The sequence below is a fragment of the Acidiluteibacter ferrifornacis genome (assembly GCF_009909615.1).
Classification (GTDB): domain Bacteria; phylum Bacteroidota; class Bacteroidia; order Flavobacteriales_E; family Vicingaceae; genus Acidiluteibacter; species Acidiluteibacter ferrifornacis.
This window is the reverse complement of record NZ_WWNE01000003.1, coordinates 1-14,942: the sequence shown is the minus strand read 5'-3', so window position 1 is coordinate 14,942 and position 14,942 is coordinate 1. Positions and strand designations below refer to the sequence as shown.

The window sequence follows — 14,942 nt, the reverse complement described above, 5'->3', positions numbered from 1 at the left end:
ATTAGTTGGAAATGAAAAAAATAGGATATAAATTATTAGTTGGAATTGCTTTAGTAGGAACGATTACTTCCTGTAATTCCTCTTCCGACCGTGCAGATGCATATGGAAACTTTGAAGCGAAAGAAGTAATTATTTCAGCCGAAGCCATGGGGAAAGTACTTTCTTTCACGCTAGAGGAAGGAGAGAAATTGGCAAAAGGTAATATGGTAGGGTTGATAGATACCATTGATTTGCATTTGAATAAGCAGCAGTTGTTGGCCAATAAATCAGGAATTACTGCCAAATCGGCTAACGTATTATCTCAAATTACCGTATTGCGAACTCAATTAAAAACAGCTCAATCAGAGCAAGATAGAGTTTCCAATATGTTTAAAAATGAAGCCGCTACTCAGCGACAACTCGATGAGGTAAATGGTAAAGTAGATGTGCTGAAAGCTCAAATCAAAAGCGTAGAAACTCAAAACGCACCGATTATTAGTGAATTGGCAGTTATTGATGCACAATTGAATCGATTGGATGAGCAGCTTTCTAAAAGCATTATCACCAACCCGATCGATGGAACGGTATTGGTAAAATATACAGAAGAACAAGAGGTAGTCAGTTTTGGGAAACCCTTGTACAAGATTGCAAATCTAGATGAATTGGAGTTAAAAGTTTACATCAGCGAAACACAATTGGCAGAGGTTAAGATTGGCCAAACGGTGCGAGTTTCTATCGATGGAAAAGAAGGGTTGACTGCTTATGATGGAACCATTAGTTGGATATCAGCGGAAGCTGAGTTTACACCAAAAATTATCCAAACTAAAGAAGAACGGGTAAATCTGGTGTACGCCATGAAAATAATCGTAAAAAATGACGGCGCATTAAAAATTGGAATGCCTGCCGAAGTAAGTTTTCAAACTATAAATTAATCAATTATGAAAAGAGTATTAATCATTGCATCGCTACTAACAATAATGGTAGGTTGCAAAACAACTGAATGTACGATGAGTAAATGTGATAAAGGAGAAAAAAGCGGAATAGAGAGTTATTTTAAAGAACAAAAGGCGGTGCAAACCAGCGTGTTGTTTAGTGGAGAACAAGGTAAAACCATTGCCTTAAAAATCGAAGCTGGTGAAAAGTTAAAAGAACACACCAGCCCTGTTGATGCATTTTTAATTTGTGTAAAAGGAGAAGGTTTTTATGCGACTGAAAAAGGCGATACCACTGCTATGAAATCTGGTGATTATGTATTTATTGAAGCAGATTTAAAGCATGAAGTTGTTGCTGAGAAAGAAAGTCATTTCTTATTAATTAAGTAAGGTAGAAATAGTGAGCATTTCCGTTCGGAACATATCAAAATCGTTTAAAAAAGTACAAGCGTTAGATCAAATTAGTTTTGAAGTAGCACAAGGCGAGCTATTTGGATTAATTGGGCCTGACGGTGCAGGAAAAACGACGCTTTTCAGAATCCTAACCACTTTATTGGTGGCAGATGAAGGAAGTGCTTCCGTTTTTGGTTTTGATGTGATTGACGGAATGAACGATATTCGGAACAGTGTCGGATATATGCCCGGTAAGTTTTCGCTTTATCAGGATTTAACCGTGGAAGAGAATTTGACCTTTTTTGCGACCATATTTGATACTACGGTTGCAGAGAATTACCATTTAATTGAAGATATCTACGTTCAGATAGAGCCGTTTAAAAATAGAAGGGCAGGCGCACTTTCCGGTGGAATGAAACAGAAATTAGCCTTGTGCTGTGCGTTAATTCATCAGCCTAAAGTGTTGTTTTTGGATGAACCAACCACTGGTGTCGATCCTGTTTCTCGGAAAGAGTTTTGGGAAATGTTAAAACGATTGCAGCAAAAAGGAATTACGATTTTAGTTTCTACGCCTTATATGGATGAAGCGGCATTGTGTGATCGGATTGCGCTGATTCAAGATGGTAAAATTCTAGATATTAATAGTCCTGAGGAAATTGTAGCCAAGCACCAGCATGTAATTTATGATGTAAAAGCTTCTAATCCGCACCAACTTATTTCATTATTAAAGGCGTATCCAACTGCACATAGTGTGTATCCTTTCGGAGAATATGTGCATTATACAGATCAATCTGGAGAGTTTAAACAAGAAGATTTACATGCTTATTTAGCACACAATGGGTTGAAGGAAATTGTAATTCAGCCTACGCCTGCAACCATAGAAGATGCTTTTATGGAATTAGCGAATTAGAGAAATGAGCGTTAGAGACGAAAATATAATTGAAGTAGAAGGACTAACGAAAGCGTTTGGTGACTTTAAGGCGGTGAATGAAATTTCATTCGTTGTAAAGCGTGGCGAAATATTTGGCTTTTTAGGAGCGAATGGAGCAGGAAAAACCACGGCAATGAAAATGTTGATCGGAATTTCTACACCAACTTCTGGAAAGGCAAAAGTCGCCGGTTTTGATGTGTTTACCTCTGCTGAAGACATCAAGAAAAACATCGGTTATATGAGTCAAAAATTCGCGCTGTATGATGACTTAACTGTTCGTGAAAACATCACCTTCTTTGGAGGTATTTATGGATTAAAGCGTCAGCAGATAAAAAATAAATCCAATCAACTTATCGAAGAGTTAGGATTAGAAGATGTTAAAAATCAACTCGTAGGTTCCTTGCCATTAGGTTGGAAGCAAAAAATATCGTTTTCTGTGGCCATGCTACATGAACCAAAAATTGTATTTCTGGATGAACCAACTGGTGGCGTAGATCCAATCACACGCAGGCAGTTTTGGGAGATGATTTACAAAGCAGCTGATGAAGGAACGACCATATTTGTAACCACGCATTACATGGATGAAGCGGAATATTGTAACCGAGTTTCCATTATGGTAAATGGCAAAATAGAAGCGCTAGACACACCGCAGAAATTGAAAGAACAGTTTAAAGCGGACAATATGAACGATGTATTTTTAAAACTCGCGAGAGGGTGAAAAAGTTTATCGGATTTATAAAGAAGGAATTCTACCACATTTTCAGAGATCGGCGATCGTTGTTCATTCTGTTTGGGATGCCTATTGCCCAAATTATGTTATTTGGATTTGCCATTACCAACGAAATTAATAATGTAAATGTGGTCGTTTTAGATTTGTCAAAAGACGTTTCGACCAACACCATCGTCAATAAAATTAGTGCATCTAGCTACTTTACCGTAACTCAATTATTGGAGTCGCAAAACGAGGTGGAATCCATTTTTAAAAAGGGAAAAGTAAAAGCGGTCATTGTTTTCGAAAAGGATTTTGATCAGCAAATGAGAAACGCGGGCATCGCTAAAATCCAATTATTAACTGACGCAACCGACCCCAACACGGCTAATACCATTAACAATTATATCACCTCCATTACACAGAATTACGCCAAAGAAATCAATCAAGACATTCAACTACCTTTTCAAATTGTACCGGAAAGTAGAATGGTATTTAATCCAGAGATCAAGAGTGTATTTATGTTCGTTCCCGGTGTGATGACGATCATTTTAATGCTCGTTTCAGCCATGATGACCTCCATTTCCATCACCAAAGAAAAAGAATTGGGAACTATGGAGATTCTATTAGTATCTCCACTTAAACCTTACCAAGTAATTATTGGAAAAGTCATTCCTTACGTGTTCTTGTCGATCATTAATGCCTTGGTAATTATTCTGCTCAGCATATTTATATTTAAAATGCCAGTTCAGGGGAGTTTCTTTTTATTGGGCTTAGAAAGTGTATTATTTATCATTACTTCACTCTCATTGGGAATTCTAATTTCTACGATGTCTAAAACGCAACAAACTGCCATGATGATTTCCTTAATGGGGTTAATGTTGCCAGTAATTCTTCTGTCCGGTTTTATTTTTCCAATTAACAGTATGCCGCTTCCGCTGCAAGTGATTAGTAATATCATTCCTGCCAAGTGGTTTATTATCATCATAAAGGGTGTAATGCTAAAAGGCGTAGGTCTACTCTACCTTTGGAAAGAAACACTGATTTTATTGGGCATGACTGTATTTTTCATCCTATTAAGTATTCGTAAATATAAAATAAGACTAGAGTAATGAATACGATACGATATATTATTCAGAAGGAGTTTAAGCAAATCTTTAGAAACAAAGGAATGTTACCTTTGATTTTTGTGTTGCCGTTAATTCAGTTAATCATACTTTCAAATGCGGCTACTTTTGAGATTAAAAATATAAAAGTAGGCTACGTTGATTTTGATCATTCTTCCACTTCTGATGGCTTGATGGATAAGTTTACAGCTTCCACATATTTTCAAGTGAAGGATCAATTCCCATCACAACAGTTAGCGAATTCGGCGATGCTCAATGGCGATATCGATGTTATTATAACCATCCCTTCTCATTTTGAGCGGGATTTATTGAAAGAGCAAAAGGTCAATTTAGGGTTACAAATTAATGCCATAGATGGAGCGGCAGCAGGTGTGACTAATTTTTACATTCAGCAAGTAGTTTCAACCTATAATAATGCGATTCGAGCAGAATTGATTCAAGGAAACTTGCCTTCAGAAATGCTTCCTAAAAATTTATTGACCATTCCATCTTTTTGGTACAATGAAACCTTGAATTACAAAACCTTTATGGTTCCAGGAATCTTAGTTTTAATTGTGACCATGATTACCCTTTTCTTATCTGGGATGAATATCGTGCGTGAAAAAGAAATTGGAACTTTAGAGCAGATCAATGTGACACCCATTAAAAAACATCAATTTATTATTGGTAAACTATTTCCTTTTGTGTTGATAGGCTTGTTGTTATTGACGATTGGACTGGTCATTTCAAAGGTGATTTTTTCAATTCCAATTAATGGAAGTATACTGTTAATGTATGGCTATACAATTATTTATATTTTGGTAATTTTGGGCATTGGTTTATTTATTTCTAACTTCACTGATACGCAACAGCAAGCCATGTTTATCTCTTGGTTTTTTGTGGTGATTTTTATTTTAATGAGTGGTTTATTTACTCCGATAGAAAGCATGCCAAAATGGGCTCAAGTCTTGACTGATTTTAATCCAATTAAGTATTTTGTAGAGGTGATGAGAATGGTAATGCTAAAAGGTTCTTCTTTTCAAGATATACTTCCTCAGATTATAAAAACAAGTATCTATGCCATTTTAATGAATGGATTAGCGGTGTGGAGTTATAAGAAAACAGTTTAGTACATTCTTTTTTAAGATTTATCTTGTGTAACCAATGTTACTTTTTGTGATTAACTTAACACTTACTTTTATTGTCTAATTTCAAACCTGAACCAATGAAAAAGTACATCATCGCTACATTAGGAATCGCAGCTTTTATGGCGTGTATCAATACCACGAATAATACCGAGCAATTAGCAGATAACCAAGAGCAGGAAACGGTTCATGAAGGGGCGATTCTATTGAAAAAGAACTGTTACGTTTGTCATCACCCTACTATGGAAACAGGAAGAATAGCACCACCGATGCAATATGTAAAGGAGCATTACATTAAAGAAGGGACTACTGAAGAAGAGTTCACTGAAGCCTTCATTTCGTTTATAAAACATCCCACCATAGAGAAAGCAAAAATGCCAGGAGCCATTGCTAATTTTGGCTTAATGCCACAACAAGCTTTCCCTGAAGAAACGTTGAAGAAGATTGCCGACTACATTTATAACAATGAAATAGAAGGGCCAGGAGATTTTAGAGGACATAAAAAGAAGCATGGAAAAGGCAACCAAATGCATAAAGGCGGTGAACAAAAGTCAGAAATGACTAAAGCTGAACGTGGTTTAGAATATGCGCTGAGCACGAAGGCCGTTTTAGGTAAAAATTTAATGGGAAAGATTCAATCTGAAGGAACAATTGGCGCATTGGAGTTTTGTAATATTCAAGCTATCCCGCTTACTGATAGTATGGCTAAAGTTCATCATGCTTTGATTAGTCGAGTGACGGATAAGCCAAGGAATCAAGATAATTTAGCGAATGAAAATGAGTTATCAACCCTTAGTTTATTTAAGCAAAGAGCAAATGATGGAGTAGAACAAGAACCAGTGTTAAGAGAAGAAAATGGCAAAACGTTTTTCTATTTCCCAATTATGACGAACTCCATGTGCATGCAGTGTCATGGTAAGCCAGAGATAGATATTGAGCGTTCTACTTTAGCTGCGATCAAAGCCAAATATCCAGAAGATAAAGCTACAGGCTATTCAGTAGATGAAGTGCGTGGTATGTGGAAAGTGGTGTTTGATTGATTTTATTAATGAATTAATTAATCTAGCAATTGATCGATATAACAATTATTATTGACTGCGTTATCCATTCTTTGTGTCCTTTGCGCCTTTTTCTTTGTGTCCCTTTGCGGTTAAAAGTTTGGAAATTTGAGTAATAATTACTTGGATGTATCCTCTACCAATTACCTTCATCAAACTTCTTAGAAGAAGGTTTTCCGTCTTTTAGAATTTTATAGACCAAATAGACAAATACTCCATTCCCCGCAATGAATAACAAGTAAATCAGGTTAAAACTAATGTTTAATGTTGGCGTCATTACGATGAAAAGTAATACCGTTAATGATAGGCTTGTTATTATGGCTAAATTTCTCATAGTATTGTAACAGATTTAAGGTAAAAATGTTGAGCGGGTCTGTTTGGGATTATATTTTATTATTTTATCTCTTATCTTCGGAAATGAAATTAGAACTAATAAAGTGAGAAGATTTATTAAGTATTTTTCTGAAAGAGGGTTAATTATTTCATTTTTTGGTGTGCTCTTATACTTTAGTTTTATTGGAATTAATGGAGAGTTTAAGAACTATATTTTGAACTATTATTCTGAATCGGAAAAGGGATTGATAATCAATAAGAAAAACTACAAAGGAAATAACACAAGACTATTTTCATATTCATATAAGTTTATGGTAAAGGAAAAGTCTTATTTAGGAGATTCTAGAGATATTAAGTATGAGGTTGGAAATAGTGTTTTGATCGAGTTTTGGCCAAGATTTCCCGATTTTAATAGACTTAAAGAATAATAAAGTAAATATGGATATTCTTAAAATTACTAGACCAGATAGGAAATGGTACGAGGTGATATTGTGGTGGGAGATCTTGTTTATTTAGTTATCGGATTTGGCATGAATGTGGTTTATACTTTGGGCTGGGTAATAGAACTCATTTTAAAACCATATATGAGTGAGCAGTTAAAAATAAGTTTTCCTAAAAAGGCCTTTATCGTATATGTTATAATTTCAACTTGTTTCATATTTGGAATCGCAACCTATTTACTATTTAGGTACCCATAAAGATAATCTAATCCCCATTCCCAACAAATCTTCCTCCACGGTAACAAAGGTTACTGACTTCCCCCTGCACTTCGTCGCAACTTTGCATCATAATTTATTTTATGATGAAAAAACACATATTGTTATGGTCATTTGGAATTGCTTCGATAGGGCTCTTTGCTCAGTCGGCAGAGCGAATTCCAATCACGAAAGCTGAAGTGCTCACAAAAGTAGATGCACAAAACAGTTCCATCAAAATAGCAGAACAGAATTACAACAGTTCAAAGGCAGGTTTTAGCCAAGCCAATGCGGTGGTTCTTCCTACTATTTCAGTTTCTCACACTGCAATGGTAACTACCAACCCCTTAATGGCATTTGGTTCTAAGCTGAATCAAGAGGTTCTGACTGCTGCAGATTTTAATCCAGCATTATTAAATGATCCTGATCAAACAGAGAATTACGCAACCAACATTGCTTTTGAACAACCACTCATCAATGTAGATGGTTTTTATCAGCGCCAAGCGGCAAAAATGCAAATGCAAGCCACCAAATTGCAGTGGGATCGATCAATTGATCACATACACCTAGAGGTGGATAAGGCTTATATGCAACTACAATTGGCACACAAAGCTGTCGCAGTAATGCAGCAAGCAGTCGCTACAGCAGAAGCCAATAAAAAAGTAGCCAAAGATAATTTAGAGGCTGGCTACATGCAGCAAGCCGATTTTTTATCAGTTGAAATTCAAGTCAACCAATTAAAAAATCAATTGAGTCTGGCAGAATCGCAATTGCAAAATGCTTCCGACTATTTGGGTTTTATCATGAATGAACCAATTGAAGCGGTTTACCTACCGTCGGATTCTTTAACCATACAGTTGACAGAATCTTCAGGGTTGCAATTGTCTGAAAGTCGGGCAGATATTCAAGCGATGAGTTTAGCGTCAGAAGCCTATAAAAAAATGTACCTGTCGGATAAAATGAGCTTTTTACCAAGATTGAATGCTTTTGGTAGTTACCAATTATACGACGATCAATTGTTTAATGCGAGTGCAAATGGCTATTTATTAGGGGCGCAATTGAGTTGGACTGTTTTTGAAGGTGCTAAGCGATTCGGAAAAACGAAACAAAGTGGGGCGAATAGTCAAAAAGCGGACCTAGAGTTTGAGCAATATGTGGCTAAAAGTGAATTGGAAATTAATCAAGCGAAGCGACAATTAGCAGATGCTAAACGACAGTTTGAAACAGCCCAATTGGCAGAGCAACAAGCTAAGGAGGTATTGAGAATTCGAACCAACAGATTTAAGGAAGGGTTGGAGAAAACAACCGACTTGTTAATGGCAGAAACACAATATGCACAAATGCAATTGGCCTATTATCAGTCCATATTTTCCTACAATATGGCTCAATCAACACTTGCATTCTTAACTGATACCAACTAACCGTTAAGGAAGCCAATATATAATTTTAATAACAATAGTCTTAACGTTTTAATCGGTATAAGAAATAATTGAATCAAAATATGAAAACGAAGATAACAATAGCTGCCATTGCATTGACTGGAATTTCAATTTATGGCTGTGGAACAAAGGAAGAAACAACCACTGTAGTAGCACAAGACCCGGTGAAGGTAGAAGTGTTAAGTGTAGCTAATCCTGATGGAATAGCAACAATCAATTTTAATGGAAAAGTAACTGCTGCCAACAGTGCGAACATCAGCACCCGAATGATGGGATTTGTGGATAAAGTAAACGTGAAGGTAGGCGATGAAGTTAAAAAAGGGCAATTGTTGATGGTAATCAATAATGCTGATTTACAAGCTAAAAGTGCGCAAGTGAAAGCTGCTATTGCTGCTGCGAAAGCGGGGTTTGAAAATGCAGAGAAAGATTACAAAAGATTTCAAAGTTTGATGAAGTCGAACAGTATTTCTCAAAAGGAAATGGACGACATGACGACACGATATGAAATGATGAAATCGCAATTGGAAGGTGCAAAGCAACAGCAAAGTGAAGTGAATGCACAATTGCAATATGTGAATTTAACGGCACCTTTTGATGGTGTAATTACTAACCGATTTATCGAAGCAGGTGATATGGCCAATCCGGGAATGCCTTTGTTAGCGATTGAACAACCAGGTAAAATGGAAGTTTCGGCAATGGTTCCTGAAAATCAGATTCAACTAGTGAAGCAAGGTGCTGAGGTAGTGGTGCACATTAATTCCATCAATTCGGCCTTAAAAGGAATAGTAACCGAAGTGAGTAGTTCTTCAAAAAATACAGGTGGACAATACGCTATACGCGTCTCAATTACAGAGGAAAGTAGAGCACTACGATCAGGAATGTTTGCAACAGTGGGTGTTGGAGTTAAAAGTGAGGTTACGACTAATTCGGTGGTAATGATTCCTCAATCAGCTATAGTGTCGAGAGGTCAGTTGTCTGGAGTTTATACTGTAAGCCAAAGTAATACGGCTATTTTAAGGTGGTTGAAGTTGGGGCAAAAGACAGGTGACCATGTAGAGGTTTTATCAGGACTTTCGGCTGGAGAGCAATTGATTTTGTCAGCGGAAAGTAAATTATACAACGGAGCACCTGTTGTTTATTAATAATCAGAAAAGAACGAAAAGATGAAAGAAGGATTAGCAGGTAGAATCGCCAAGGTATTCATCAACTCTAAGTTAACAGTGTTGTTGATGGTCGTATTTATGGTGGTTGGGGTTTACAGTTCCTTTCTGATACCAAGAGAGGAAGAGCCACAGATTGATGTGGCCATGGCCGATATTTTTATTGGTTACCCAGGGGCAAGCCCTGAGGAAGTAGAATCGAGGGTGGCTCAACCATTAGAAAAAATGATTTCTAATATCAAAGGTGTTGAGTATGTGTACTCCACTTCTATGAAAGAGCAAGCCATGATCATTGTGCAGTTTTATGTGGGAGAAGACATTGAGCGATCTTTCGTGAAGTTGTATACCGAGATGAACAAGCACATGAATGAGCTGCCAAAAGGTGTCACCATGCCATTAGTGAAAGCGAGATCTATTGATGATGTGCCGATGTTGAGCTTAACGCTTTGGAGCGAAAACTATGACGATTATCAAATCAAACAGATCGCACAGGAGCTGAACGATGAAATCAAAAAGGTGAATGATGTTTCTGCGACGCATTTAATTGGTGGAAGAAACCGAGAAATGAGAGTAGTGTTGAATCCGGCTAAATTGGCTGCTTCAGGTTTAGATTTTTTGGGTGTAGCAGAAATGCTAAAAGCAAACAATCAGCAATTGAGTAGCGGAAACATCACTAAAAATGATCGGGAATTCACTGTGGAAACTGGATTATTCTTATCGACAGTAGAAGATGTAGAAAATTTGGTCATAGGTGTTCAGCAAAATCAGCCGATTTACTTAAAGCAAGTAGCTGAGGTGGTTGATGGCCCTGAAATTCCGGTTAACTATGTACAGTTAGGATTTGGTCAAGCAAGTGCAAAAACGGCTGATTTTCCATCGGAGTATCCAGCGGTTACGCTTTCTATCGCTAAGCGAAAAGGAGCTGATGCCATGAAAATTGCAGATGTTATTTTAGATAAAGTAGAAGGATTAAAGGCGACGTTGATTCCAAATGACGTATTTGTGGAGGTCACTCGAAATTACGGAGAAACAGCTTCTCAGAAAGTGTCGGAATTGCTAATGCACTTAATAGGCGCCATTGTGGCTGTAACCATTGTAGTAATGTTGGCCATGGGCTGGAGAGGTGGATTGGTGGTGTTTTTATCCGTTCCCGTAACGTTTGCATTGACATTATTGAGTTACTATTTATTGGATTACACCTTAAATAGAATTACGCTTTTTGCCTTGGTGTTTGTGACTGGTATTGTTGTGGATGATTCCATTATTATTGCGGAGAACATGCACCGTCACTTTAAAATGAAGCGATTGCCGTTTAAGCAAGCAGCATTGTATGCCATTAATGAAGTAGGAAACCCTACTATTTTGGCTACGTTTACCGTGATTGCGTCTGTATTGCCGATGGCTTTTGTTTCTGGATTGATGGGGCCATATATGTCGCCTATGCCAATTGGGGCTTCTATCGCCATGATTCTATCTTTGTTTGTCGCATTGACTATTACGCCTTATTTGGGTTACATTTTCTTACAAGAAAAGGAGCCGAAAGATGGCAAGGAAAAAGCACCAGAAAAAGAAATATCTGACACATTTATTTACAGAATTTACGAACGCTTTGAAAAACCATTGATTGAAAATAAAGCCAAACGTTGGGGTTTCTTAGGATTTACGGCTTTGCTATTGTTAGGTTCAGTAGCCTTATTCTTTACTAAGACGGTTGCTGTAAAAATGTTGCCATTTGATAATAAGAATGAATTTCAAGTGGTGATTGATATGCCAGAGGGCACAACTTTAGAGCGAACTGATTTAGTAGCGAAGGAAATTGCACAATTTTTATCTACACGACCAGAGGTTGTGAATTACCAAAGCTATGTTGGAACTTCGGCGCCTATTACGTTCAACGGTTTGGTTCGTCATTATGATGTGCGTAGAGGAAGTAATGTTGCTGATATTCAGGTGAACTTGACGGATAAACACGATCGGTCAGCTCAGAGTCATGAAATAGCAAGTGCGTTTAGGCCTTATATTCAAGAAATTGCTAAGAAATATAATGCAAATGTAAAGGTAGTAGAAGTTCCGCCAGGGCCTCCCGTATTGTCTACGATTGTAGCTGAGATTTATGGTCCTGATTATGGGGAGCAGATAAAAGTAGCCAACCAAGTGAAAGCAATTTTGGAAAACACCACCGATGTGGTGGATGTGGATTGGATGGTAGAAGCCGATCAAACAGCCTACGAATTAATAGTGAACAGAGAAAAGGCAATGCTTTATGGTGTAGCTCCTCAGCAAGTGGTATACACCATGAATATGGCGCTTTCAAACCGAGCAGTGTCTATGCTATACGATGAGAATGCTGCGGATCAAGTTGGAATTATCTTGGCCTTAGCACCTAAGGAAAAGTCTACCATACAGGAAGTGACTCAGTTGGAGGTGAAGTCTAATCAAGGAGCCATGGTAAGTATTGGTGATTTGGTAGAAATAAAGGAGAAAATTGCGGACAAGGCGATTTATAGAAAGAATCAACAAAGAGTGGTGTATGTTTTGGCCGATATGGCGGGAGAGTTAGAAAGTCCAGTTTATGCGATTCTTGGGATGGAGGAAAAATTAAAAGAAATGGATCTGCCTGCAGGCTATGGGATCAATGAACTATACATTTCTCAGCCTGGAAGTAATGAGGATTTTACAGTAAAATGGGATGGAGAATGGCAGATTACTTTGGAAGTATTTCGCGATTTGGGAATTGCATTCTTAGGAGTTATTGTTATGATTTACATTTTAATTGTAGGATGGTTCCAAAACTTTAAAGCACCAATTGTAATGATGGTGGCGATTCCATTATCGTTAGTTGGGATAGTTTTAGGGCACTGGATGATGGATGCATTTTTTACTGCTACTTCATTCATCGGAATGATTGCTCTCGCCGGAATTATGGTTCGAAACTCCGTTCTGTTGATCGATTTTATCAATATCCGATTGGAAGATGGGGTGGGTTTGAAGCAAGCAGTAATTGAAGCAGGAGCGGTAAGGACGACACCGATTTTGTTAACTGCTGGAACAGTAGTTATTGGTGCATTCGTTATCCTATTTGATCCCATATTCCAAGGTTTGGCGATTTCTCTAATGGGTGGAACCATTGTTTCTACTGTATTGACATTGTTAGTAGTGCCATTGGTTTACTATATGATAGAACGTAAAAATCACATCAATTAAAAAAGGAGGTAAAGATGAAATTATTAATCGTGACAGTGGTAGAAGATTACCACGAAAAAGTGATGAAATTATTCAAGCAAGCTAAGATTGAAAATTACAGCGAATCAGATATTGACGGCTATAAAAACGCGCCTTCTACGATGATGTCTTCTAGTTGGTTTCCTAGTGAAAAGTCGGGAGCAGAGTCGAATTTGTTTTTCTCCTTTACAGATGATATAAAGATTAATCATTTGTTTGAACTGATTGCAGAATTTAATCAAAATATTGAAACGAATAATCCAATAAAAGCGGTAGTAGTGCCGATAGAACGTAGTATATAAAATTCAAAAAAATGGTAAATAGAGTAGTTAGAGGTATAGCAGGTACATTTATATTGATCAGTTTGTTGCTGGCTGTTTATGTCGATCAATCTTGGTTGTGGTTTACAGCCTTTGTGGGAGTTAATTTATTGCAATCATCTTTTACTAAATGGTGCTTGATGGATAAGATTGTAGCAAAATTAGGAGTGAAAGATTAATGTGATAAGTAAAGATGTATTATAAGCCCATTTTACTAAGGTAGAATGGGCTCTTTTTTTAGTAATCAATCAACAATTGAATCGGATTATGTTAATCTGAACATTTATAAATACATTACTTTTGTTTGTAGAATAGATTTAGAAAATTAATTGATTTGAATTGAAACAAGAGCGATTAGGGTATTTAGATAGTGCTAGAGGATTGGCTGCAATAGGAGTGCTGTTTGCGCATGCTATCGCATCCTTTAGTGAAAAAAGCTTAGATCTCATTACTTTGGCCAGTTTTACAGAATCGTATTTAGATTTAGGCAAAATCTTTTTAATCCTTTTTTTTCTAACTAGTGGTTTCGTTATTCCTTACAGTATAAGGGGCGAAGGAAGGAATGCTATAAAAAGTTTTGTTCTCTCACGCTTTTTTCGTCTTTATCCGGTTTACTGGTTGTCAGCAATCTTGGGATTTATTCTAATGGGTACATTTACTCTTAAAGAACTGTTAGTAAACTTAACTATGTTACAGCAGTTCTTTGGGGTGGAGAATATTATCGGTCTTTATTGGACTTTGCAGCTGGAGTTAATATTTTACTTTCTTATTGCCCTCACTTTTGTTTTTAATAGGCTTAATAATATGAAGTTCTTGTTTCAAACATCGGTGTTTTTTTTACTAATTTCTTTGGTGATGGCTGTAGTTAGAAATGCATTAATCGTTAAGTTGCCCTTAGCTCTTCCTCTTAGCTTATCTCTTATGTATTTTAGCTCTTATTACAGATATTATGTAATTAGTAATAGTTTTTATGCTAGTAAGTTATCGAATTATTATTTTATATTCTTTGGCATTTTGATTCCTATCATAAGTTATTTAGGTTATAATTATGATTTTGGGTTTAATGAAAGTTGGTTGAAGTATACACTGTCTTACTTTATAGGACTATCACTATTTATAGGAATTTGTCACTTTAAGCATTCATCTCTAATAATGGAGTACCTGGGGAAAGTCAGCTATTCGATTTATGTGTTTCATCCATTAGCGATATTTATAATACAAAGAGTGACTATTTTGGATAGTTTTAGTGGTTTTGCTAAAGTGATATTAGTTTTAGGTTCTACAATTTTATTTTCGCATTTTACCTATTCACTTATTGAACAACCCTCAATCAATTTTGGTCGAAAGCTTCGGAAACGAATTGTGAAGGGATAGTGGGGACAAATTCACCCTTTTTATTATGATTTTGTGGCTTGTTCATCAGTTCTGAAATGTATTCATTCTATTTTAAATGCAGTCAGTACTTTCCATTTAAAAAATTAGAACAAAAAAAAGGAGCAATCATTTTTGATTACTCCTTG

15 protein-coding genes are annotated in these 14,942 nt (G+C 36.7%); 14 read left to right on the top strand and 1 reads right to left on the bottom strand.

The window, feature by feature from the left end:
• The first annotated feature begins 11 nt into the window (after nucleotides 1–11).
• From GQN54_RS00415 to GQN54_RS00385, 7 genes are all read left to right on the top strand, one after another.
• On the top strand, nucleotides 12–911 hold the full coding sequence (locus tag GQN54_RS00415) for an HlyD family secretion protein (protein WP_160630849.1): 900 nt from the start codon (nucleotides 12–14) through the stop codon (nucleotides 909–911).
• A 6-nt stretch (nucleotides 912–917) separates the two neighbouring features.
• Nucleotides 918–1,301 (top strand): cupin domain-containing protein, encoded by a 384-nt coding sequence (locus GQN54_RS00410; protein ID WP_235932932.1) that lies wholly within the window; start codon nucleotides 918–920, stop codon nucleotides 1,299–1,301.
• A 10-nt stretch (nucleotides 1,302–1,311) separates the two neighbouring features.
• The gene (locus GQN54_RS00405) at nucleotides 1,312–2,214 is read left to right on the top strand and encodes an ABC transporter ATP-binding protein (protein ID WP_317163916.1); all 903 of its coding nucleotides are present in this window, start codon (nucleotides 1,312–1,314) and stop codon (nucleotides 2,212–2,214) included.
• A 4-nt stretch (nucleotides 2,215–2,218) separates the two neighbouring features.
• On the top strand, nucleotides 2,219–2,953 hold the full coding sequence (locus GQN54_RS00400; RefSeq protein ID WP_160630847.1) for an ABC transporter ATP-binding protein: 735 nt from the start codon (nucleotides 2,219–2,221) through the stop codon (nucleotides 2,951–2,953).
• Nucleotides 2,950–4,056, top strand: a complete 1,107-nt coding sequence (locus tag GQN54_RS00395) for an ABC transporter permease (RefSeq protein WP_160630845.1) — start codon at nucleotides 2,950–2,952, stop codon at nucleotides 4,054–4,056. Before GQN54_RS00400 ends, GQN54_RS00395 begins: the two co-directional genes overlap by 4 nt.
• Complete coding sequence (locus GQN54_RS00390) at nucleotides 4,056–5,180, top strand: ABC transporter permease (protein WP_160630843.1); 1,125 nt, start codon at nucleotides 4,056–4,058, stop codon at nucleotides 5,178–5,180. Before GQN54_RS00395 ends, GQN54_RS00390 begins: the two co-directional genes overlap by 1 nt.
• A 95-nt stretch (nucleotides 5,181–5,275) precedes the next feature.
• Nucleotides 5,276–6,235, top strand: coding sequence for a Tll0287-like domain-containing protein (locus GQN54_RS00385; RefSeq protein ID WP_160630841.1), 960 nt, complete (start codon nucleotides 5,276–5,278; stop codon nucleotides 6,233–6,235).
• Nucleotides 6,236–6,389: 154 nt separating this feature from the next.
• Here the strand turns inward: GQN54_RS00385 and GQN54_RS00380 are convergent, their stop codons facing one another.
• The gene (locus tag GQN54_RS00380) at nucleotides 6,390–6,587 is read right to left on the bottom strand and encodes a hypothetical protein (protein ID WP_160630839.1); all 198 of its coding nucleotides are present in this window, start codon (nucleotides 6,585–6,587) and stop codon (nucleotides 6,390–6,392) included.
• Between the two features lie 103 nt (nucleotides 6,588–6,690).
• Here GQN54_RS00380 and GQN54_RS00375 point away from each other — a divergent pair, with 103 nt between their 5' ends.
• From GQN54_RS00375 to GQN54_RS00345, 7 genes are all read left to right on the top strand, one after another.
• A complete protein-coding gene (locus tag GQN54_RS00375) occupies nucleotides 6,691–7,014 on the top strand; it encodes a hypothetical protein (protein ID WP_160630837.1) in 324 nt (107 codons plus the stop codon).
• A gap of 374 nt (nucleotides 7,015–7,388) precedes the next feature.
• Nucleotides 7,389–8,702, top strand: a complete 1,314-nt coding sequence (locus tag GQN54_RS00370) for a TolC family protein (RefSeq protein WP_160630835.1) — start codon at nucleotides 7,389–7,391, stop codon at nucleotides 8,700–8,702.
• 80 nt (nucleotides 8,703–8,782) lie between these two features.
• Nucleotides 8,783–9,862, top strand: a complete 1,080-nt coding sequence (locus GQN54_RS00365) for an efflux RND transporter periplasmic adaptor subunit (RefSeq protein WP_160630833.1) — start codon at nucleotides 8,783–8,785, stop codon at nucleotides 9,860–9,862.
• A gap of 21 nt (nucleotides 9,863–9,883) precedes the next feature.
• Nucleotides 9,884–13,084 carry an efflux RND transporter permease subunit gene (locus tag GQN54_RS00360; protein WP_160630831.1) on the top strand — a complete coding sequence of 1,067 codons (3,201 nt, stop codon included), beginning with the start codon at nucleotides 9,884–9,886 and terminating at the stop codon, nucleotides 13,082–13,084.
• Nucleotides 13,085–13,098: 14 nt separating this feature from the next.
• A complete protein-coding gene (locus GQN54_RS00355) occupies nucleotides 13,099–13,404 on the top strand; it encodes a hypothetical protein (protein ID WP_160630829.1) in 306 nt (101 codons plus the stop codon).
• Nucleotides 13,405–13,415: 11 nt separating this feature from the next.
• Nucleotides 13,416–13,601, top strand: a complete 186-nt coding sequence (locus GQN54_RS00350) for a YgaP family membrane protein (RefSeq protein ID WP_160630827.1) — start codon at nucleotides 13,416–13,418, stop codon at nucleotides 13,599–13,601.
• A gap of 160 nt (nucleotides 13,602–13,761) precedes the next feature.
• Complete coding sequence (locus tag GQN54_RS00345; protein ID WP_160630825.1) at nucleotides 13,762–14,796, top strand: acyltransferase family protein; 1,035 nt, start codon at nucleotides 13,762–13,764, stop codon at nucleotides 14,794–14,796.
• Nucleotides 14,797–14,942 lie beyond the last annotated feature (146 nt).